This window comes from Streptomyces sp. NPDC001513 (assembly GCF_042894695.1).
Taxonomy (GTDB): domain Bacteria; phylum Actinomycetota; class Actinomycetes; order Streptomycetales; family Streptomycetaceae; genus Streptomyces.
Genome location: NZ_JBIAVU010000005.1, coordinates 343555 through 363623, shown reverse-complemented (window position 1 = coordinate 363623; position 20069 = coordinate 343555). Strand labels below are relative to the sequence as shown.

17 protein-coding genes are annotated in these 20069 nt (G+C 71.2%); 7 read left to right on the top strand and 10 right to left on the bottom strand.

The genetic code is table 11. From position 1 onward, the window contains the following. Positions 1 to 64 precede the first annotated feature (64 nt). Positions 65 to 1015 carry a 1-phosphofructokinase gene (gene pfkB, locus ACFYZ4_RS13610; protein ID WP_351304339.1) on the bottom strand — a complete coding sequence of 317 codons (951 nt, stop codon included), beginning with the start codon at positions 1013 to 1015 and terminating at the stop codon, positions 65 to 67. 135 nt (positions 1016 to 1150) lie between these two features. Continuing rightward, complete coding sequence (locus ACFYZ4_RS13605) at positions 1151 to 2722, bottom strand: MFS transporter (protein ID WP_390783960.1); 1572 nt, start codon at positions 2720 to 2722, stop codon at positions 1151 to 1153. Between the two features lie 63 nt (positions 2723 to 2785). Between ACFYZ4_RS13605 and ACFYZ4_RS13600 the strand changes: the two genes are divergently transcribed. Next, a complete protein-coding gene (locus ACFYZ4_RS13600; protein WP_351304345.1) occupies positions 2786 to 3748 on the top strand; it encodes a YafY family protein in 963 nt (320 codons plus the stop codon). 213 nt (positions 3749 to 3961) lie between these two features. Here ACFYZ4_RS13600 and ACFYZ4_RS13595 read toward each other — a convergent pair whose 3' ends face one another. Further along, positions 3962 to 4939: a sigma-70 family RNA polymerase sigma factor gene (locus tag ACFYZ4_RS13595; protein WP_351301995.1), complete on the bottom strand. Its 978-nt coding sequence runs from the start codon at positions 4937 to 4939 to the stop codon at positions 3962 to 3964. A 560-nt stretch (positions 4940 to 5499) separates the two neighbouring features. Between ACFYZ4_RS13595 and ACFYZ4_RS13590 the strand changes: the two genes are divergently transcribed. After that, positions 5500 to 6147, top strand: coding sequence for a Uma2 family endonuclease (locus tag ACFYZ4_RS13590; protein WP_390783959.1), 648 nt, complete (start codon positions 5500 to 5502; stop codon positions 6145 to 6147). Here the strand turns inward: ACFYZ4_RS13590 and ACFYZ4_RS13585 are convergent. The 3 genes from ACFYZ4_RS13585 to ACFYZ4_RS13575 form a co-directional block, all read right to left on the bottom strand. After that, positions 6144 to 6953: a dioxygenase gene (locus ACFYZ4_RS13585; RefSeq protein ID WP_390783958.1), complete on the bottom strand. Its 810-nt coding sequence runs from the start codon at positions 6951 to 6953 to the stop codon at positions 6144 to 6146. The two genes, ACFYZ4_RS13590 and ACFYZ4_RS13585, sit on opposite strands and share 4 nt — an antisense overlap. A 106-nt stretch (positions 6954 to 7059) precedes the next feature. Next, positions 7060 to 8598: an MFS transporter gene (locus tag ACFYZ4_RS13580; RefSeq protein ID WP_351301986.1), complete on the bottom strand. Its 1539-nt coding sequence runs from the start codon at positions 8596 to 8598 to the stop codon at positions 7060 to 7062. Between the two features lie 62 nt (positions 8599 to 8660). Next, the gene (locus ACFYZ4_RS13575; RefSeq protein WP_384342626.1) at positions 8661 to 9440 is read right to left on the bottom strand and encodes a TetR/AcrR family transcriptional regulator; all 780 of its coding nucleotides are present in this window, start codon (positions 9438 to 9440) and stop codon (positions 8661 to 8663) included. 280 nt (positions 9441 to 9720) lie between these two features. On the opposite strand from ACFYZ4_RS13575, the gene ACFYZ4_RS13570 reads away from it, so the two are divergent. From ACFYZ4_RS13570 to ACFYZ4_RS13555, 4 genes are all read left to right on the top strand, one after another. Next, a complete protein-coding gene (locus tag ACFYZ4_RS13570) occupies positions 9721 to 10998 on the top strand; it encodes a M6 family metalloprotease domain-containing protein (protein ID WP_351301980.1) in 1278 nt (425 codons plus the stop codon). A 317-nt stretch (positions 10999 to 11315) separates the two neighbouring features. Next, positions 11316 to 11852: a hypothetical protein gene (locus tag ACFYZ4_RS13565; protein ID WP_351301977.1), complete on the top strand. Its 537-nt coding sequence runs from the start codon at positions 11316 to 11318 to the stop codon at positions 11850 to 11852. A 174-nt stretch (positions 11853 to 12026) separates the two neighbouring features. After that, positions 12027 to 16148, top strand: a complete 4122-nt coding sequence (locus tag ACFYZ4_RS13560; protein WP_390783957.1) for a NocE — start codon at positions 12027 to 12029, stop codon at positions 16146 to 16148. Between the two features lie 73 nt (positions 16149 to 16221). Continuing rightward, a complete protein-coding gene (locus ACFYZ4_RS13555; protein ID WP_351301971.1) occupies positions 16222 to 16683 on the top strand; it encodes a hypothetical protein in 462 nt (153 codons plus the stop codon). A 97-nt stretch (positions 16684 to 16780) separates the two neighbouring features. Here the strand turns inward: ACFYZ4_RS13555 and ACFYZ4_RS13550 are convergent, their stop codons facing one another. Together ACFYZ4_RS13550 and ACFYZ4_RS13545 are read right to left on the bottom strand one after the other, a co-directional pair. Further along, positions 16781 to 17140: a hypothetical protein gene (locus ACFYZ4_RS13550; RefSeq protein WP_390783956.1), complete on the bottom strand. Its 360-nt coding sequence runs from the start codon at positions 17138 to 17140 to the stop codon at positions 16781 to 16783. A gap of 235 nt (positions 17141 to 17375) precedes the next feature. Beyond that, positions 17376 to 17522 (bottom strand): hypothetical protein, encoded by a 147-nt coding sequence (locus tag ACFYZ4_RS13545; protein WP_390783955.1) that lies wholly within the window; start codon positions 17520 to 17522, stop codon positions 17376 to 17378. Here ACFYZ4_RS13545 and ACFYZ4_RS13540 point away from each other — a divergent pair. After that, positions 17509 to 17871, top strand: a complete 363-nt coding sequence (locus ACFYZ4_RS13540) for a lysophospholipid acyltransferase family protein (protein WP_390783954.1) — start codon at positions 17509 to 17511, stop codon at positions 17869 to 17871. The two genes, ACFYZ4_RS13545 and ACFYZ4_RS13540, sit on opposite strands and share 14 nt — an antisense overlap. A gap of 34 nt (positions 17872 to 17905) precedes the next feature. Here the strand turns inward: ACFYZ4_RS13540 and ACFYZ4_RS13535 are convergent, their stop codons facing one another. Together ACFYZ4_RS13535 and ACFYZ4_RS13530 are read right to left on the bottom strand one after the other, a co-directional pair. Further along, complete coding sequence (locus ACFYZ4_RS13535) at positions 17906 to 18676, bottom strand: thioesterase II family protein (RefSeq protein ID WP_384342614.1); 771 nt, start codon at positions 18674 to 18676, stop codon at positions 17906 to 17908. A 43-nt stretch (positions 18677 to 18719) separates the two neighbouring features. After that, complete coding sequence (locus tag ACFYZ4_RS13530) at positions 18720 to 19520, bottom strand: BTAD domain-containing putative transcriptional regulator (protein WP_351301959.1); 801 nt, start codon at positions 19518 to 19520, stop codon at positions 18720 to 18722. Positions 19521 to 20069 lie beyond the last annotated feature (549 nt).

The window sequence follows — 20069 nt, the reverse complement described above, 5'->3', positions numbered from 1 at the left end:
GGCAGCATTCGTGGGGACGGCGGCCGACCCACGCCCGCCGTCCGGCCCGTCCCACCCGGTCCGCTCAGGGCGTCGCGGGCTCGCTGAGGGCGAGGTCCAGGGGCAGGTCCCGGGTGATGCGGACCTGTTCGGGGCGCAGGTCCGCCGGTGTGGGCATGGCGCTGCCGGGCAGTTGGACGGCGGCCGCGCCGTGGGCCACGGCCGAGGCGAGGGCGTCGGGCCCGGCGCCTCCCGCGATCAGGAAGCCGGCCAGGGCGGCGTCGCCCGCGCCCACCGTGCTGCGGACCACCGGGGCGGGCGCGGTGCCGTGGAAGGTGCCCTCCGCGGAGACCAGGAGCTGGCCGTCGCCGCCGAGGGAGGCCAGCACGGCTCCGGCGCCGAGCGAGCGGAGCTCCTCCGCGGCCTTGAGCACGTCCCAGAGGGTGGACAGCGGGCGTCCCACCGCCGTGGCCAGCTCGGACGCGTTCGGCTTGACCACCTCGGGGCGGGCGGCCAGCGTCGCGGGCAGCGCGGGACCCGAGGTGTCCACGGCGACGCGGGCGCCGGCCGCGCGGGCCCGGGTGACCAGGTCGGCGTACCAGCCGGGCCCGAGACCGCGCGGGAGGCTGCCGCAGCAGGCGATCCAGGAGGCCTCGCCGGCTCCCGCGGCAGCGGTCTCCAGGAGGAGGGCGGCCTCCTCCGGCGAGAGTTCCGGCCCGGGGGTGTTGATCTTGGTGAGGGTGCCGTCCGGTTCGGCGACGGCGATGTTCGAGCGGGTCTGGCCGGCGATCGAGACGGCCGTGACGTCCACGCCGTGCGCGCCCAGGAGTTCGGCGAGCAGGATGCCGGCGCCGCCGCCGAGCGGGAGGACCGCCGTCGTACGGGCGCCCGCGGCGGCCACCGCGCGGGAGACGTTGACACCCTTGCCGCCGGGGTCGACCTGGTCGCCGGTGGCGCGCAGCACCCCGCCCCGGTCCAGCGAGGGGACCTCGTAGGTCCGGTCGAGGGAGGGGTTGGGCGTGACGGTCAGGATCATGCGCGCACGACTTCCGTATCGGTGGATTCCCCTCACCGTACGCCGGTCACGGGACAGAAATCAGAAAACGGACATGCCCGCCCGGGAGGGGCGGGCATGTCCGTGGCGTGTCCCTCGCGAGGGGACGTACGCCCTCTAGGCGACCGGGACCTTCTCGGCGGCCGGGCCGCCCTGCTCGGCATGCTCGGCCGCGCCCTCGCGCTGGTCCATCGGGAGCGCCCGGCGCGGCAGGACGAACATCACCGCGAAGATCACGACGAGTACGGCCACGACCCACCACAGCGCGCCGCGGAAGGCCTCGACGTACGGCGGGCCGAAGACCATGTCGTCGTCGATCAGACCGAAGAAGACGACGGAGGTCAGGGCGAGACCCAGGGCATTGCCCATCTGGCCGGTGGTGTTGATCAGGCCCGAGGCGGAGCCTGCGTGCTGGCGCGGCACCTCGGAGAGCACGGTGTCGTTCAGCGGGGCCACGATCAGGCCCATGCCGACGCCCATGACGACCAGCGGGGCGGCCATCTGCCAGGAGGCGATCTCCATGCCGTAGTGCTGCGACTCCCAGATGTAGAGGAGCAGTCCGGCAGCCATGGTCAGCGCGCCGGCCTGGAGCACCTTGCGGCCGAAACGGGGCACGAGCTTCTCGACCGAGAGGCCCGCGGCGACCGATACGGCGATGGAGAACGGGATGCCGGTCAGACCGGCGCGCAGCACGCTCCAGCCGAGCCCCATCTGCATGTACATCGTCCAGACCAGGAAGAAGATGCCGGTGGCGATGCCGAAGGTCAGCTGGACGGCGATACCGCCGGCGAAGCTCTTGACCTTGAAGAGGGAGAGCTCGACGAGCGGGGAGCCGTCCTTCTTGATCTTGTACTTCTCGTACGCGATGAACGCGGCGAAGACGAACGGCGCGGCGGCCATGCAGACGAAGCCCCACGCGGGCCAGTCGTTCTCGTGGCCGTGGGTCAGCGGGAAGATCAGCAGGACCAGGGCGAGAGTGGCGAGGACGACGCCGACCAGGTCCAGGCGCAGTGCCTGCGGGGCCTTGGACTCGGCGATGAACTTGCGGCCCAGGATCACGCCCATGATGCCGACGGGCAGGTTGATCAGGAAGATCGGGCGCCAGCCGAGACCGAAGAGGTCCCACTCGATGAGCAGCGCGCCGAGCAGCGGGCCCGAGACGGCCGCCAGGCCCACGATCGCGCCGAACATGCCGAAGACCTTGCCGCGCTCCTGCGGCGGGAAGGTGACGTGGATGATCGCCAGGACCTGCGGCACCATCAGGGCGGCCATACCGCCCTGGAGGAGGCGGGCGACGACGAGCACGTCCGGGGTCGAGGCGATGCCGCAGAGCAGCGAGGCCGCGGTGAACCCGGCGATGCCGATGAGGAAGACGCGCTTGCGGCCGTAGATGTCACCGAGACGACCGCCGGTGATCAGGCCGGCGGCGAAGGCGAGCGCATAGCCCGCGGTGATCCACTGGATCGCGCTGGTGGAGGCGCCGAAGTCCTCGCGCATGGTGCGGATGGCTATGTTGACGATCGTGACGTCGACCAGGTCCATGAAGGCCGCGGTCATCACGATGGCGAGCGCCAGCCAGCGGCGGCGGTCGACGGTCGAGCTGGGTGCGTCGTGGGCTACGTCGTTCCGCTCTTCTTGTGTGGGCCCGTTCTCTCTTTCGGGCGATGTCTGGGGCGTCTCGGTGCTCATGAGGAGAAACTTAGACGGCGTCTAGGTCAGTCTGTGTCCTATTTCGCTGGCAGCCTTGATTCCATGACCGACACCCCCGCACGGCTGCTGTCCCTGCTGTCCCTCCTCCAGACCCCGCGCGAATGGCCCGGGAGTGAGCTGGCGCAGCGGCTGCGGGTCAGCGCGCGGACCATCCGGCGCGACATCGAGCGGCTGCGGGACCTCGGCTACCCGGTGGAGGCCACGCTGGGTTCGGAGGGCGGCTACCGGCTGGTGGCGGGGGCGGCGATGCCGCCGCTGCTGCTCGACGACGAGGAGGCCGTGGCGATCGCGGTGGGGCTGCGGGCCGGGGCCGGGCACGCGATCGAGGGGGTCGAGGAGGCCTCCGTACGGGCCCTGGCCAAGCTGGAACAAGTCCTGCCGTCACGGCTGCGGCACCGGGTGAGCGCGCTGCAGTCGGCCACGATCGCGCTGACCCGGGGCGACGGGCCGAGCGTGGACCCGGGGACGCTGACGGTGATGGCGTCGGCGGTGGCGGGGCCGGAGCGGCTGCGGTTCGCCTACCGGGCGGGGGACGGGGCCGAGTCGCGGCGGCTGGTGGAGCCGTACCGGCTGGTGAGCACGGGGAGCCGGTGGTACCTGGTCGCCTACGACCTGGAGCGCGAGGACTGGCGGACCTTCCGGGTGGACCGGGTGTCCGAGGCGTTCGCGACGGGGGCCCGGTTCGCGGCGCGGGCCCTGCCGATGGACGCGGAGGAGTTCGTGCGGCGGGGGCTCGGGCCGCGGGGCGCGGAGCGGTACGTGGTGGAGGTCGCCTTCGCCGCGGGGGCGGCGGAGCTGCCGGAGTGGCTGCGGAGCGGGGCCCTCCCGGGGGGTGGCGGGGAGGGGGAGACCTCGGTGCGCTTCGAGAGTGCGGATGCGCCGGAGTGGGTGGCGGCGCGGCTGGCGCTGACGGGACTGCCGTTCACTGTGCGGGAGCCTGCGGCGCTGCGGGCCGCGGCCGGTGCGCTGGCCGCGCGGCTCACGTCGGCGACGGCCGCGCCGTAACCGGGGCTCCGCCCCGGACCCCCTGGGGGCCAGCCCCCAGACCCCCGCTCCTCAAACGCCGGAGGGGCTGAAATTGCGCGGGCGCCGGCACACATCCGGCCCCGCCGGCGATTGAGGCGCGGGTTCGGGCAGAGCCCGGAAAGACGGGGAGCCCCGGCGCCTGGGGGGGGATAGGCACCGGGGCTCGTATATGGGGCTTCGCTGCGGGCCGCGCTAGGCCACGGCGTCGAAGCCGGTGTCGCGCGCCATCCGCTTCAGTTCCAGCAGGGCGTGCTTTTCGATCTGGCGGATCCGCTCGCGGGTCAGGCCGTGCTGCTTGCCGACCTCCGTCAGGGTCCGCTCGCGGCCGTCGTCGATGCCGTACCGCATCTTGATGATCGACGCCGTGCGCTGGTCCAGCTTGCCCAGCAGGTCCTCAAGCTCCTCGCTGCGCAGGAGGGACAGGACGGACTGCTCCGGGGAGATCGCGGAGGTGTCCTCCAGGAGGTCGCCGAACTGCGTGTCGCCGTCGTCGTCGACCGCCATGTTGAGGCTGACCGGGTCGCGCGCCCAGTCCAGTACGTCGCCGACGCGCTTCTCCGTCGTGTCGAGCTCGGCGGCGATCTCGGCGTGCTCCGGGTCCCGGCCGTTCTCGCGGTTGAACTCGCGCTGGACCCGGCGGATCCGGCCCAGCTCCTCGACGAGGTGGACGGGGAGGCGGATGGTGCGGGACTGGTCCGCGATGGAGCGGGTGATGGCCTGGCGGATCCACCACGTGGCGTACGTGGAGAACTTGAAGCCCTTGGCGTAGTCGAACTTCTCGACCGCGCGGACCAGGCCGGCGTTGCCCTCCTGGATCAGGTCGAGGAGGGGCAGGCCGCTGCGCGGGTAGCGGCGGGCGACGGCCACGACGAGGCGGAGGTTGGAGCGGATGAAGACTTCCTTGGCGCGCTCGCCTTCGGCAGCGAGCGCCTCCAGCTCCTCGCGCGCCGGGGACTCGCCCTCACGGTCTATCTCGCCGTCGAGGATCTGCCGGGCGTAGACGCCCGCCTCGATGATCTGCGAGAGCTCCACTTCCTTGGCGGCGTCGAGCAGCGGGGTGCGCGCGATCTCGTCCAGGTACATGCCGACCAGGTCGCGGTCTGCGATCTCCCCGCCCACAGCGCGGGCGCTGCTCGTGGACTGACGACGGGCGACGGCGCGGGTTGCCATGCGTGCTCCCTTGCGATGAAGTTCGGTCGCGGTGCGGCTGCCGGACGGCCACCGTGGTGGGGTGGTACGTCCTCGGACACTCTCCCGAGTGCCCGCTTCCGAAGGAAACAACGACTGGAATCGGGACAGAATTCCCACGCCGCTCCCTCTTTTTCGAGATCTTGCAGTATCCTGCCCCGCCACGAGAGGGGGCCGAATCCCATGGGAACTCGAAGAGGTGCAGGTCAGGCCCGGAACCGAGGCCGATCCGGCGGTGCTCACGGACCTCTGCGACCTCTACGATCCCTGCGCCGGTGAGACGGCCGTCACTCCGGAACGGCGCCGCCCCTGGCTGCACTCCCACCCCTGAAGACGGTCCCCACCGCCTTCTGGTTGCCTCCCCGGCCGAAGGAATGGCCGGATACGCCGCAAGTAGCCCGTTCCGCCCGAAAGCAGTCCGCCACTCCTCCGAGTGAGCGGGCGGGCATATTCCTGCGGCATAGCTGGTCCGCCCCTAGCGTCGAAGCGTCGCTTGTGCCGCCCGGCCGGCGACGCCCACACTGAGAGGAGGTGTGCTGCACATGACCGCTCTCGCCCACGAGACGCTGGAGGCCGTAATGCCGAAGGTCGCGACTCCCCCGTCAGACCTGGACGACGTGCTGTGGCAGGCATGGAAAGCCATGGAACTCCCCGAGGGCTACCACGCCGAGATCGTCGAGGGGTTCATCGAGGTGTCACCCACGGGTCGCTACTCACACATGCAGATCGCCAATCGCCTGCGCCGCGCCCTGGACAAGTTCTTGGACGGCGGCGAATTCGCCGCCCACCAGGACGGCAACATCATCCACAAGCGCAAGGTGTGGATCCCGGACGTCTTCATCGCCTTGGAGGACGCCGAGGAGCACGTCACCGAGGACGGCCTCGGAATCGACGCCTCCGCGGTCCAGCTGATCGCGGAGGCGGTGTCGCCCGGCAAGGAATCCCTCGAACGCGACCGCGAACGCAAGCGGCGGGCCTACGCCCGGGCCGGGATCCCCGTGTACGTGATCATCGACGACTTCGACGGGCACGGCACCGTCAGCGTGCTGACCGGCCCCGTGCCCGGCGAGGCGCGGTACGCCTCCGAGGTGCGGATGCCCTACGGAACCGAGGTGATCATCCCCGAGGGGCCCGCGAAGGGGTTCGTCATCGGCGAGGGCGTCACCGGGGGGCTGCGGGGGCAGGGCTAGCCGAACTGGAGGGAGCGCTTGGAGAGGCCCATCCAGAAGCCGTCCACCGGGTCGCGACGGGTGGTGAGGTCGCCGGTGGCTTCGGCGGCGCCGAGGGTGACGAAGAGCGGGGCGAAGTGTTCCGTGCGGGGGTGGGCGAGGCGGCCCGAGGGGGACTTGACCTCGAAGTCGAGCAGGGAGTCGATGTCGCCGGCGGCCAGCGCCTCGTGGCCCCACGCGTCGAACTCCGCGGACCAGGCGGGGACGCCCGCGTGCCGCAGGGCGGCCAGGTTGTGGGTGAAGAAGCCGCTGCCGACGATGAGGACGCCCTCGTCGCGCAGGGGTGCCAGCTTGCGGCCGATCTCCATCAGGCGGCGCGGGTCCAGGGTGGGCAGGGAGATCTGGAGCACCGGTATGTCGGCCTCCGGGAACATCTCCACCAGCGGGACGTACGCGCCGTGGTCGAGGCCGCGGTCCGGTACGTCCTGGACCGGGGTGCCGGGGGCCTTGAGGAGCGCCCGGACCGACGCGGCGAGCCGCGGGGCGCCCGGGGCGTCGTAGCGCACCTGGTAGTAGTGCTCGGGGAAGCCCCAGAAGTCGTAGACGAGCGGGGCCCGCTCCGTGGCGCCGAGGGCGAGCGGGGCCTCCTCCCAGTGGGCGGAGACCATCAGGATCGCCGCGGGGCGGGGCAGGTCCGCGGACCAGGCGGCCAGCTCGCCCGGCCAGACCGGGTCGTCGGCGAGCGGCGGCGCCCCGTGGCTGAGGTACAGCGCCGGCATGCGGGTGCCCCGTGCCGTGGGGTCCTGGGGTGCAGTGGCCGGGGTCATGGGCGCTCCTCCGTCGTCGGTGCAGGGCTGCCCGAAAAGACTAACCCCGCTTGGTTCAAATTTGAACCAAGCGGGGTGATCAGTCATTCCCGTGCGGGCACCGCCGTCAGTGGGCGATCACCGGGACCTTGAGCTCGGCGTCCGCGCTCTCGCCGGCGCCGGAGGCCACCGGACCGCCGAGGTTCGGCCGGCCGGTGTTGATCAGCGTCAGCGCGATGGCCGAGCTGGCGACCAGGATGCCGACCGCCCACCAGATGGCGGAGGCGTAGCCCTCGACCATGGCCTGCGCCTGGATCAGCTGTGCGGCCGGGCCGCCCGCCGCGGCCTCGGCCGCGTGGTCGGTCAGGTACGCGGTCGTCGCCGAGGCGGCGATCGTGTTCAGCAGCGCGGTGCCGATGGCGCCGCCGACCTGCTGCGAGGTGTTGACCATGGCGGAGGCGACTCCGGCGTCGGCCGGGTTCACCCCGTGCGTGGCCAGGGACATGGCCGGCATGAACGCCGTGCCCATGCCGAGGCCGAGCAGCAGCTGCGCCGGGAGGATCAGCGCCGGGTACGAGGACCCGACCTCCAGCTGGGTCAGCAGCAGCATGCCGACGCCGGCGAGCAGGAAGCCCGGCCCCATCAGCAGGCGCGGCGCGACCCGGGTCATCAGGCGGGCGCCGATCTGCGTGGAGCCCAGGATCATGCCCGCGATCATCGGCAGGAAGGCGAAGCCGGTCTTGACCGGCGAGAAGCCCTTCACGACCTGGAGGTAGTAGGTCAGGAAGAGGAACAGGCCGAACATGGCGATGACGGCCAGGCCGAGCGACAGGTACACACCGCCGCGGTTGCGCTCCAGCAGGACGCGCAGCGGCAGCAGCGGGGACTTCACCTTGGACTCGACGAGGACGAAGGCCGCCAGCAGCACCACCGAGGCGACGAACATCGTCACGGTGAGGGCGTCCGACCAGCCGGCCGACTCGGCGCGGGTGAAGCCGTAGACCAGCGCGACGAGGCCGGTGGTCGACAGGATCACGCCGGGGATGTCGAGCGGCGCGCGGTTGCGGCCGCCGGCGGGCTCACGGATGACCATCCAGGCACCCACGGCCGCGACGATCGCGAAGGGGATGTTGACGAAGAAGGTCCAGCGCCAGTTGAGGTACTCGGTGAGGAAGCCGCCGAGGATCAGGCCGACGGCGCCGCCGCCGCCCGCGATCGCGCCGTAGATGCCGAAGGCCTTGGCGCGCTCCTTGGCGTCGGTGAACATCACCGCGAGCAGGGAGAGGGCCGCCGGTGCGAGCAGTGCGCCGAAGGCACCCTGGAGGGCGCGGGCGCCGAGCATCATGGCCTCGCCGTTCGCGGCGCCGCCGAGCGCGGAGGCCAGGGCGAAGCCGATGAGGCCGACGACGAAGGCGTTCTTACGGCCCCACTTGTCGGCGATGCGGCCGCCGAAGAGGAGCAGTCCGCCGAAGGCCAGCGCGTACGCGGTGATGACCCACTGGCGGTTGCCGTCCGAGATCCCGAGGTCGGTCTGCGCGGAGGGCAGGGCGATGTTCACGATGGTCGCGTCGAGGACGACCATCAGCTGGGCCAGGGCTATGAAGACGAGGGCCTTCCAGCGGCTGGGATCGGCAGCCAGCGGCGGAGTCGCGGCTGTTTTTGACATGGGTGTACCCACTTCACTGTGCGGAATGACTGAAAAAGGCTAATTGGCAAGCTTTGTGCGCGTCACATGGTTTTTTGCCGGAGGTCGTCGAAAGTGGCCGCCGAACCCGGCAGTTCGGAGCGGGCCGGAGCCCTCAACCCGTCGAGGAAGAGCTGGAGGTGACGGTGGGCGAAGCGGTCGGTGTCGAGGCAGGCGGTGCCGGGCAGCGGGCGGCTGAGCTGGGACAGGGCGACCATCAGGTCGCCGACGCCGATGTCCGTACGGATCGCTCCGGCGTCCTGGCCGGTGGCCAGGAGCGTCTCGACGGCCGTCTGCAAGGCGGTCTGCGCCGCGAGGAGTTCGGGGTGTTCGCGGTCGAAGTCCTCGGCGAGCATCGGGCACAGGGCGCCGATCCGCTCGTCGGCCGCCGCGTGCGTGAAGCGGCACAGCGCGGCGAAGGCGTCCGGCTCCTCGGCGAGGGAGGCCTCGGCCGACGCCGTGACCCGGTCCATCACGAAGAGCACGACCTGCCGCACGAGGGTGGGGCGGTCGGGGAAGTGCCGGTAGAGGGTGGCGTTGCCGATGCCGGCCCGCCGGGCCACCTCGTCGAAGGGGGCCGCGGAGCCGAACTCGACGAAGACCTCGCGGGCCGCCGTCAGGATCCGCTCGCGGTTGCGGACGGCGTCCGCGCGCGGGCGCGGGACGCCATCCGTGCGGGACGCGCCCGACGCCGCCGACGCCCGGGCACCCGCCCCCTCCCGGACGCGCGCCGGCTTCGAGGTCCCGGCCGGGGCCAGGTCCACGGATGCCACGAGGACGGACGGGGCCGCCGGGGCGGTGGCGGTGGCGGTGGGGCGCTTCATTCCGGGGCCTCCCTGGCACGGTGACACGCGGTACGGACGGTTCGCCGTACGGACAGCTCGTTCGGCCCACCCAAACGGGGAGCCGGTCCCCGCTTTGCGGGACTCACGTACAAACGGGGAACCCGTCCCCGGTTATTTCACTCGCCCGTGTGACCTGAGTCACAGCAGCGCGCACGTTCGGCCTCTCCCCGCGCGCGGGCGCGCCGCGCCCGTCGGAGGGTGATCGCACAGAGCGCAGACCGGGACAGGGCCGGCTGCCGCGGACCCGAAGGCGATCTCCATGCCGCAGACCCGCCACCGGATACGCAAGCCCCGCCGCACCAGCGCGTTCATCGGCCTGACCGCGCTGGCCCTCGGCGTCTCCGCGACCGCCAGCACCGGGATATCCAATCGCGGGAACTCGGCGGCCGGCCCGGTGGCCACGACCGTCGAATCGGCTCTCGCGCCCTGCCGGATCGCCGGCACGATGGGCGTGCAGATGTCCGAGGGCCTGCCGACGCCGCCCGGGTACTCGCGCTCCACCGGCGAGGTCCGCGCCCTGAACCTGATGGTCGACTTCCCCGACGCCAAGGGCGAGGGCACGGCCGCGGACCGGCTGGCGGAGTTCTTCCCGCAGACCGCCGACTGGTTCCGCACCAGCTCGTACGGCCGGCTCACCTACCGGCCCGAGGCCCCGATCAGCACGTGGCTGCGGATGCCGATGCCCTTCGCGGCGTACGGGATCGAGCGCGGGTCCCCGTACGAGCCGGGCTACCGGCAGCTCGTCGAGCACATCGCGAAGGCCGCCGACCCCGAGGTGGACTTCAGTCGGTACGACCTGATCAACATCCTGGTCACGCCGAACGCCGGGCCGTCCGCCCTGGACACCGTCCTGTCGGTGACCTTCTCGGGCAACGGCGAGGCCCCCGTCGCCGACGGGGTGCCGCTGGCCAACACGTCCTTCGTCTACAGCCGGCAGGACGACGGCTCCGGAACCTACCGGGAGACCGGCTACCGGGTGCTCCCGCACGAGAACGGGCACGTCTTCGGGCTGCCCGACCTCTACACCTCCGACGGCGGGAGCACGGTCGGGCACTGGGACATCATGAGCGAGGACTGGGGTGCCAACAACGACCTGATGGGCTGGCACAAGTGGAAGCTGGGCTGGCTCGACAGCACGCAGATCAGCTGCGCGTCCAAGCCGGGCACCAGTGACCACACCCTCTCCCCGCTGGGAGTGCGGGGCGGCACGAAACTGGCCTTCGTCCCGCTCTCGGAGAGCGCCGGGTACGCGGTGGAGTTGCGGACCCGGGCCGGGAACGACGAGGCCGTCTGCAAGCCCGGAGTCCTCGTCTACAAGGTGGACTCCGACGTGGACACCGGGCACGGCCCGATCACGGTGTCGGACAGCGCGGGCGCGAGCGGCGGCTGCACGCGCCGGCCCAATGTGCACGCCGAGCTGTCGGACGCCCCGTTCCGGCCGGGCGAGACCTTCACCGACGACAAGGCGGGCATCAGCATCTCGGTGGTGGGGCAGCTGCGCAACGGCAGCTACCAGGTCCGCATCACCCGGCCCTAGATCCGGGAGCCCCGGATCCGGGAGCCCTGGATCCGGGAGCCCTTGCCGGGGTCACGCGCCAGCGTGACTCCGGCCATTCCCACGCCCGTGGCCTGAATGCGATGCACCGCCCCTATCCGCCGGCTAAAGCCGGTTCGTGCACGGCGATTAAATCCCTTCCGGCGCCCCGGCGATATCGGCCTTATGTGAAATTCCTCCAGGAATCGGCCTTGGTAGCTTCCCCAAGCGATCGTCGGGGGGGGCCGACTCTGAGCAAACGGCGGCCCGCTCCTCCTCGCTCGCGCCACATCATGGCAATTCAGAGGAGTGACCACCCCATGTCCATGAAGACCTCGCTGCGGATCACGCTCGCCACCGCGACCACGTTCGCGGCGCTCGGCCTCGTCGCCCCCCAGGCGGCCATCGCCGACACCCCCGGGCAGCACTTCACCCTCGCCGCCGACGCCTCGCCGTCCACCAAGACCCTCGTGCAGGCGAACAAGCAGGCCGCCGCCGCGGCCTCGACCGTGTGCGGCGCCGGCTACGACCAGATCGTCCTGGCCGAGCGGCTGCCCGACGCCCGCCGCTACGCGACGATCTACGTCTACACCAACGGCCAGGAGACCGGCCCGCGGCTCAACGACCGGCCGGTCTGTGCCGTCCTGCACAACGAGACCGGCTCGGCCCAGTACATGGGCGTCCGTCTCAAGGACAACTACACCAGCACCCCGGACACCGAGGACTTCGGCACCTTCACCACCTACGCCGGTCCCGTGTACCAGAACAAGGGCTGGTGCGGCACGGTCTACTCGTACATGAAGAAGGCCGGCCAGGTCGTCGTCGACCACATGCGCGGCGTCGGCGCCTGCAACTAGCCGCCCCGCGCACCCACTCACCGACTCACCGACCCGCCGTCCGGCGGCCCCCTCCGGTCCGGCAGCACGCCGCGCCGGACGGCGGAGCCCCCGACGCGCATGGTCGTGACATGTACATTGCAACCCAGAGAGCGAAGAGTGAATCGCAACAGATTGAGGCGGGCACGGATACCCGTGACCGCCGCCCTCACCCTGTCCATGGCCGCCGGCATCGCCACCTCGCAGGCCCTCGCCGCCCCGGCGCCGACCCCGCCCGCGAACGCGACGGCCGACCCGAGCGCCAAGACCCCCGGCGGTGACGTCCCCAAGCCCGAGGCCGTTCCGGAGCAGGACCGCTCCGCGGCCCTCGGCAAGGACTACCGCGGGTCGAAGGACCGCGCGTGGACCACGTCCGGCGACGGCACGGGCTTCCACGTCCTGCTCGCCGACGAGAAGGACGGCTACAAGTGGCGCACCGCCGCCACGCTGTCCGAGCCCGGCTTCGACACCGACACCTGGATCGGCAACGCCTGCCTGACCCAGTCCGGTACGCACGCCGCCGTCGCGTACGCGCCGCGTACGTTCACCAACAAGCCGGAGCTGATGGCGCGCGGCGCGTTCACCGCCGTCGTCGACCTGCGGACCGGCCAGATCACCAAGCTGCCGATGCAGGCCAGCCTCGGCTACTTCTCCCCGGGCTGCGGCACGGGCGACACGGCCGTCTTCTCGCAGTTCGCCGACGAGACGGCCGCGAAGAACGAGACGCGGCTCGTCAGCATCGACGCGCCCACGGCCAAGGCCGACTTCCTGACGGTGCCCGGCCAGGTGACCTCGGCGATCCCGGTCAACGGCGAGATCGTCGCCGCCCAGGGTCCCACCCTGGTCAAGGTGGCCAAGGACGGCAAGGACTCCAAGGACGCCAAGGTCCTCCCGATCAAGCGGACTTCGGCGATCCCGTTCCAGCTGATGGCCGACGCCGAGGGCGGCGTCACCTTCATCGACCGCGTCCAGCCGGGCGCCAAGCCCGCCGGGAAGCCCGGCGGGCTGCTCGCCCCCTCGGCCAAGGGCGGCCCCGCCGCGCCGGAGCCCACGGGCGAGGTCAGCCGGGTCACCGCCGCGGACGTCAAGCAGGCCGACGGCAAGGCCGCGGGCACCCAGGTGGCCACCGGCAAGCTGGAGGCCTTCGACCTGGCTCGCACCCCGTCCGGCACCGTGTTCGTCACCGGCACGGCGACGAACACCGGCAAGCTGCCGGGTGCCGTGAAGAACCCGGGCGGCATCGCCAAGGAGGCCACGGTCTCCAGCGAGGGCCAGGCCACCGTCATGACCCGCTGGGCCGACGGCAAGGACTCCCGGCTGCGCCCCGAGGACGCGCTGAGCGCCCGCGCCGCGCGCACCACGATCAAGGCCATGGACACGGGCACGACCGTCGAGCTCGACGCCCTCCCGACCGCCGACCCGATCGGTGGCGAGAAGTCCCTCCAGGACGGCCAGAGCACCTCCCCCGCCCTGGAGAACGCCGGCGGCGCCAAGCCGGCCGCCAAGCCGAACGCCAAGAACGCGCCGTCCGCCGTCTCCTCGGCAGCGGCGGCGGCTCCGGCCAACGACACCGTAGACGCCGACCGGTTCTGCTCGGTCCCCCGCAACGACCCCCGCAAGCAGGCCTTCCAGCCCACGCCGCGGCAGGTCGAGTGGGCGGTCAACCAGACCGTCATCGGCGGGCTCAACAAGGGAGCCACGCGTCCGGCGAACTGGAAGAACACGGGCATGGCGGCCTACGCGCCGCAGTCCCTCTTCCCGCTCACCACGCTGGACGGCGACCCCAACGGCACTCCGGACCGCGCTGACGAGTGGCACGTGCCCTCGCAGGTCCTGCTCGGCATCACCGCGCAGGAGTCGAACATGTGGCAGGCCACGCGCTACGCCGTGCCCGGTGTCACCGCCAACTCCCTGATCGGCAACTTCTACGGGGTCAAGTACGCCTCCAACGGTCAGCAGCAGGACCCGTGGGCCATCGACTGGGCTGACTCGGACTGCGGCTACGGCATCACCCAGGTGACCGACGGCATGCGCATGCACGGCCACGAGAAGACCGGGGAGACCCCGAAGACCGTCGTCCAGCAGGAGGCCGTCGCGCTCGACTACGCGGCCAACATCGCATCCGGCGTCAACATCCTCATCGAGAAGTGGAACTCCACTCGCCGGGACGGGCTGGTCATCAACGACGGCCACCCGAAGTGGATCGAGAACTGGACGTACGCCCTGTGGGCGTACAACGCGGGATACCACCCGAAGTCGACCGCGGGCTCCAACAGCGGCAAGTGGGGCGTGGGCTGGACCAACAACCCGGCCAACCCGCTGTGGAAGGCGAACCGCACGCCGTTCCTGGAGGATGCCAGCGGTGGCAACGCGTACTACCACGCTGCCAACCCGCAGCACTGGCCGTACCAGGAGAAGGTGATCGGCTGGGCGGCCCGTCCGATCGAGGCCATGGAGAAGCCGGGCAAATTCGGCGCCGGCTTCCGCGAGGCCTGGTGGCTCAACCCGGGTGACCGCACCCGCGCGATGCCGCCGATCGGGCTGTTCTGCGACACGTCGAACGACTGCGACCGCTCCAAGATCAGCGACACCGACTCGAACAAGACCGGTCAGGGCGCCTGCCTGCTTCCCGGCGACCCGAACACCAAGGACCCGCTGTACCTGAAGTGCTGGTACAACAAGCCGGCCACCTGGAAGAACTGCAAGGACGCGCAGTGCGGTACGCCCGTCCACCGGTTCAACGACACCTATCCGGAGCAGCCGGACGAGGCCTCGTACCCGCCGCGCTGCACCATCGGCCTCCCCGAGGGCACGCACGTCATCGACGACCTGCCCAACGGGTTCTCCCCGGCCGGTGGAGCACGCAACTGCGCCAACAACGTCTCGGCCGGAACCTTCCAGTTCACCTTCACCGGGTCGGGCGGGGCCTACCCGGGCAAGATCGACACACACCAGGTCGGTGCGGGCTTCCGCAACCACTTCTGGTTCACGCACACCCGTGACAAGAACACGGCCGAGGGCGCCAAGCTGCTCACCACCGGCACCTGGACGCTGAACAAGCCGGACCGCGGCTGGATGCGCGTCTGGGTCCACGTCCCGGACCACGGGGCGCACACCCGCCAGGCCTCCTACCAGGTCAAGGGCACCGACTCCAAGAGCGCCGTGCGCGTGCAGCCGCAGCGGGTGATGGAGAACAAGTGGGCCGACCTCGGCGTCTTCAACTTCACCCGTGGCACCCCTCAGGTGGTCCTGGACAACCACAGCAAGGACGGGGACGGCTCCGAGGACATCGCCTGGGACGCCGTCGGCTTCCAGCCGCTCGCTGCCAAGCCGGCGAACTTCGTGGTCGCCATGGGCGACTCGTACTCCTCCGGTGAGGGTGCCTCCGCCTCCGGCGGCGGTGACTACTACAAGGAGACCGACGTCCTCGGCAAGGACAAGAAGCTCCGCAACGCCTGCCACCGGTCCAAGTACGCGTGGTCGCGCCAGGCCACCCTGCCCGGGTACTCCAAGTCGATCGGAGCCATGTCCGACGACCGCGACGGCAACATGGACTACCACCTGATCGCCTGCTCCGGAGCGCAGACGGAGAACATCCTCTCCGCCGACCCCTTGGGCCCGACCAACACCGAGGGCAAGAAGGGACAGTCCTCGTACGGCGAGCTCCCCCAGATCGACAAGGGGTACCTCGACGACAACACCACCCTGGTGACGCTGTCCATCGGGGGCAACGACGCGCGGTTCACCGACGTCATCAAGGAGTGCATCTACGCGGCCGTACTCCTCAACTGCCAGCACGCGAACCTCAGCGACATGTCGGAGCCGCTCAAGGTCACCGAGCCCAGGTTGATCAAGACGTCGGTGCGTCCCTCGATCCAGACCACGCTCGCGCAGATCGCCGCCCGGGCTCCCCACGCCAAGATCGTGCTGATGGGCTACCCGCCCCTCCTCGAGGGCACCATCTGCATTCCCGGCATCAACGGGGACGAGCAGCCCTGGATCAACGAGATCGGCCGACTGCTCGTCACGGAGATGAAGGGTGCGGTCGCCGACGCGCGGGCCAACTTCGGCGTGAACGCGTGGTTCTCCGATCCCACGGACAACTTCCTGAACAAGGCGATCTGCGGAAGCCCCGAGTCGGTCCACGGCATCGTCACGGACAAGACCCCGGGTGACGAGGACGGCTTGCCGACCTCCGCGCAATCCTTCCACCCGAAGATCTCGGGTGCCCGGCTGTACGCCGACTCCCTGCAGGACACGTTCAAGGAAATGAAGTAACACCGAGCGGTCGTGGGGGCCCTGAGTATCCGTACTCAGGGCCCCTGCCCGTTCCTCTGAAAGGCTTCGCTCCATGAACAAGGCCTACGGTGTACTCGGCTCCGCCCTCACCGGCGCCCTCACGGGGTGGCTGGCACTGGGCCTGTGGCAGTGGGCCGACGCCGAGGACAAGCGCACCTGCGCGGACAGCACATCGGTCTGTCTCACGCCCTACCCGCTGACCGGCGTCCTCTCGTGGGCGGTCCTGGCCGTGATCGTCTTCGCCATCGCCCTGCCCCTGCTGGGGGTACGGCCGCGGAAGGCGGTGACGACGGCCGCCTTCGGCCTCCAGGCGTACGCGATCGCCATCATCGGGCCCCTCGCGCCCCGCGACGTCCCCGACACCAACGCGGTGAACCTGATCGCCCTGGCGCTGGGCCCGGCGCTCGTCGCCGTCTGCACGGTGCCGGCCTGGCGCCGGGCCGGGCTGATCGCCATCGGGGTACTGGTGGCAGCGGCGTTCATCACCCTCGGCATCGTCCGGGACATGTTCTGAACACGCGCCATACGGATGTGCCGATGGGCCCCCGCGTCATGCGGGGGCCCATCGGTGTTTCCGCGGGCCGCCGGGGAGGGGTCGGCGGCCCGTGGGGTCAGCGGGCCGTGGTCCTCGGCCAGAAGCGGTCCAGCCACACCAGCGTGTCCCGCATGACGTAGTGGTCGGCGTTCGGGCGCAGCGCCGACAGCAGGAAGGACCGGGCGCCCACGTCCAGCAGCCCGCAGTCGATCAGGGCGGCCATCCTGGCCATGATCTCGGGGGCCGCGCCGTTCGCGAGCCGGTTGTGGTGGCGCACGTACCGCTGGAGGAAGTGCCGCTGGGAGGCGGCGGTGAGGCCCCCGTGGTCCACCGCGTACGAGAGGACCTGGCGCAGGTCGCGCCAGACGCCGTCGGCGGCCGCCTTGTAGGGGTTGCGCACGTTGCCCTGCCGGGCCCACAGCTGGTCGCGCGCCATGAACGCGGACCGACGCGCGGAGGTCCCCGGGGGAGCCGGCGGGCGGCACCGGGGAGACGGCACGCTGCCAGTCGAAGCGGTTGCCGTGCAGGTGGGTCTCCAGCCGCCACGCGGAGGAGAGGGCGTCGGTCACCGGGCCGGGCGGCAGGCAGCGGTCGACGTGGTGGCGCACCTCGGCCTCGGCCGAAGTGCCGTACACGGTCCGGGTCCAGTGCAGCAGGACGTCCCGTACCTGTCAGGAGACCGTGGCCTGGGCCGTGGACAGCGTGGACTTGCCGCGCAGCACGGACTCCAGCACGTCGGCGATCTCCTCCACCGTGCGCTCCAGCGGGGCGAGGAGGTGGCCGGGGCCGTCGGCGGGCGTGTGGTTGTCGGGCCACATCGAGGGCACGCGCTCGCCCGACGGCCGCCTCTACAAGGGGAACACCGGCACGGCGTGGATAGCGCTGCGCAGCGGGGCGCCGGTGATCCCGTGCGGCCTCGTCGGCACCAAGCGGGTGCATCCGGCGGGCGCCAAGCGGCTCTGCGTCGCGCGTTTCGAGGCGCATTTCGGCACCCCGATGACGTTCCCCGAGCATTCCGGGGGCGAGTCCGACCGTAGGACGCGGCGCGCGGTGACGAACCGGATCACCCAGGAGATCTCCGCGCTGTCCGGACAGGAATACGTGGACACCTATGCGGCGACCGTGAAGAGCCGCGCCGCCTCGGCCGCCGGGCCGCAGGGCGGCTGAACGGGCGGGGCGGAGCGGCGGCGGGGCCGGGTTCTCAGAATTCCGCGGCGAGGGCCCGGCGCAGGATGTCCCCGACCTCGCCCTTGTTCTCCTGGGCGAGCAGGAAGAAATGGTCTCCGGCGAAACGGCGCACCCGGCACGGGCCGCTCGTGTGCGCGGCCCAGCCGTCGAGCGGCTCGTGCGGGACCAGCGGGTCCGCCGTGCCGCCCAGTACGTGGAGCGGCACGTCGAGGCGTACGTCCCCGAATCCCGCGGCGGCCTCCCGGCTGAGCGCGATGTCGGCCCGCAGCACCCGCGTGACGTGCGCCAGCATCTCCGGGTCCTGGAGCACCCACTGCGGCGTGCCCCCGCCCTCGTGCAGCAGCCGTACGGCGTCCTCCTGAGTGGCCGTCGCATGGGCCCGGCGCGGGGTCCCGCCGGGCACCTGGCCGCTGACGACGGCCGCCCGGCACTGCCCGCCGAGGAGGAGGGCCGCGCGGGTGGCGAGGAGCGCGCCGAGGCTGTGCCCGAAGACCACCGTGGGCAGCGGGTCGCGGCCGAGCACCTCGTCGGTGACGGAGTCGAGGACCTGGTCGAGCCGGCAGCCCGGAGGCTCGCCGAAGCGGCGCTCCCGACCGGGGAGCGACAGCCCGAGCACCTCCACGTGCGCGGGCAGCGCCTCGACGACCGGGTAGAGCGTGCTGGGGCCGGACCCGGAGTGCGGGAACACCAGGAGGCGTGCGCGGGGCGCGACGTCCTCCTGCGGCCGCAGCAGCGGCCACCAGGGAACGGCGGGGGAATGCCCGGCGACACGCGACCCGACCATCAGTGGCTCTCCTCTTGCTCGTTGCGGCGGGCCGCGCGCCGCTTCACGCGGCGCTGACGCCGACCAGTTGATCCGCGCCACAGTCGTCGAGGGCCGGGGCGTGCGTCAAGATCGCGTGCTGGAGGCGCTGGAGGCGCGGGGCGGGCTCGATCCCGTGGTCCTCGACCAGGTTGCGCCGGACCTTGCTGTACGTGGCCAGCGCCTCGGCGGTCCGACCGCTGCGGTAGAGGGCCACCATCAGGTAGGCATAGAGGTTCTCCCACGTGGAGCGGTCGTCGAGCAGGGCGTAGATCTCGCCGACGAGGGCCTTGTGGTTGCCGAGTTCGAGTTCGAGTTCGAACCGCTGCTCGTGGGCGAAGGAGCGGCGCTCGTCCAGCCGCCGGCCGAGGGACTCGAAGGCGGGTATGGCGCGCAGGTCTTCGAGGGCCTGTCCGCGCCAGAGCGAGATGGCCCGGTCCAGGGTCTTCGACGCGCTTTCCCGGTCACCGGCCCGACGGAACTCCAGGGCCACCGCCAGCAGTCTGTCGAACTCGTAGACGTCCAGATCGCACCCGACGAGCCGCAGTCTGTAGCCGGGCGGCTGGGTGGTGATGAGCGCCGCGGCGTCGAGGTCGAGGGCCTGGAGGTGCTTGCGCAGTTTGGACACGTAGACGTGCAGGGCGGTGGAGGCGGTCTGGGGAGGGGTTCCGGACCAGAGGGCCTCGATCAGCCGGCCGGAGGACACGGCTTCGCCGTGATGGGCGCAGAGATAGGCCAGCAGGGAGCGGAGCTTGAGTGCTCTCGGCGATACCTGGGCCCCGTCCTCTGTCTCTATCTCAACCGGTCCGAGCACTTGGAACTTCACGGCAATTCCCCCTGGTAGATCTCTTTGCCACGAAGGGGACGCACACGACTGAGCCGCATCGCGCAGTCCCCCTCTGCACCCATCGATCTTCATTGCGAATGCACATCGAGTCAAGCCGCCCAACTCGTATCTGAGGAACACTTGAGGTGGGGAGATGAGCCATATCTCACACCTATTTCCGGATGTGCCACCTCCACTTTCCAGGCCTGCTCGGCTGGCTATTTTTCGCCAGCACACCGCACAATTCAAGCCAAATTCAAACGGCGTGAAACGCGCCCTGATCGATCGGCGGAACAGCCCGGAACCGGACATCTCGCAGCGGGATCCGGACGCCCCGGCGACCGCCCGCGACCGCCCGCAGGCCCGGCCCGAGCCCGCGCCCCAAGGGCCCGGCAGCGTCCGGGCCCCCCACGGCGACGGCGGCCGGTCCCCTGCCCCGCGGAGCGGCCGCGGCCGCCGGTCCGCGGCCCGCACCCCGGGAAAACCCCTCCTGCCTGGGGCTACTTATGGGTATGGTCCCGGCAGACAGCCGCCTTTGGTGGTCCTGTG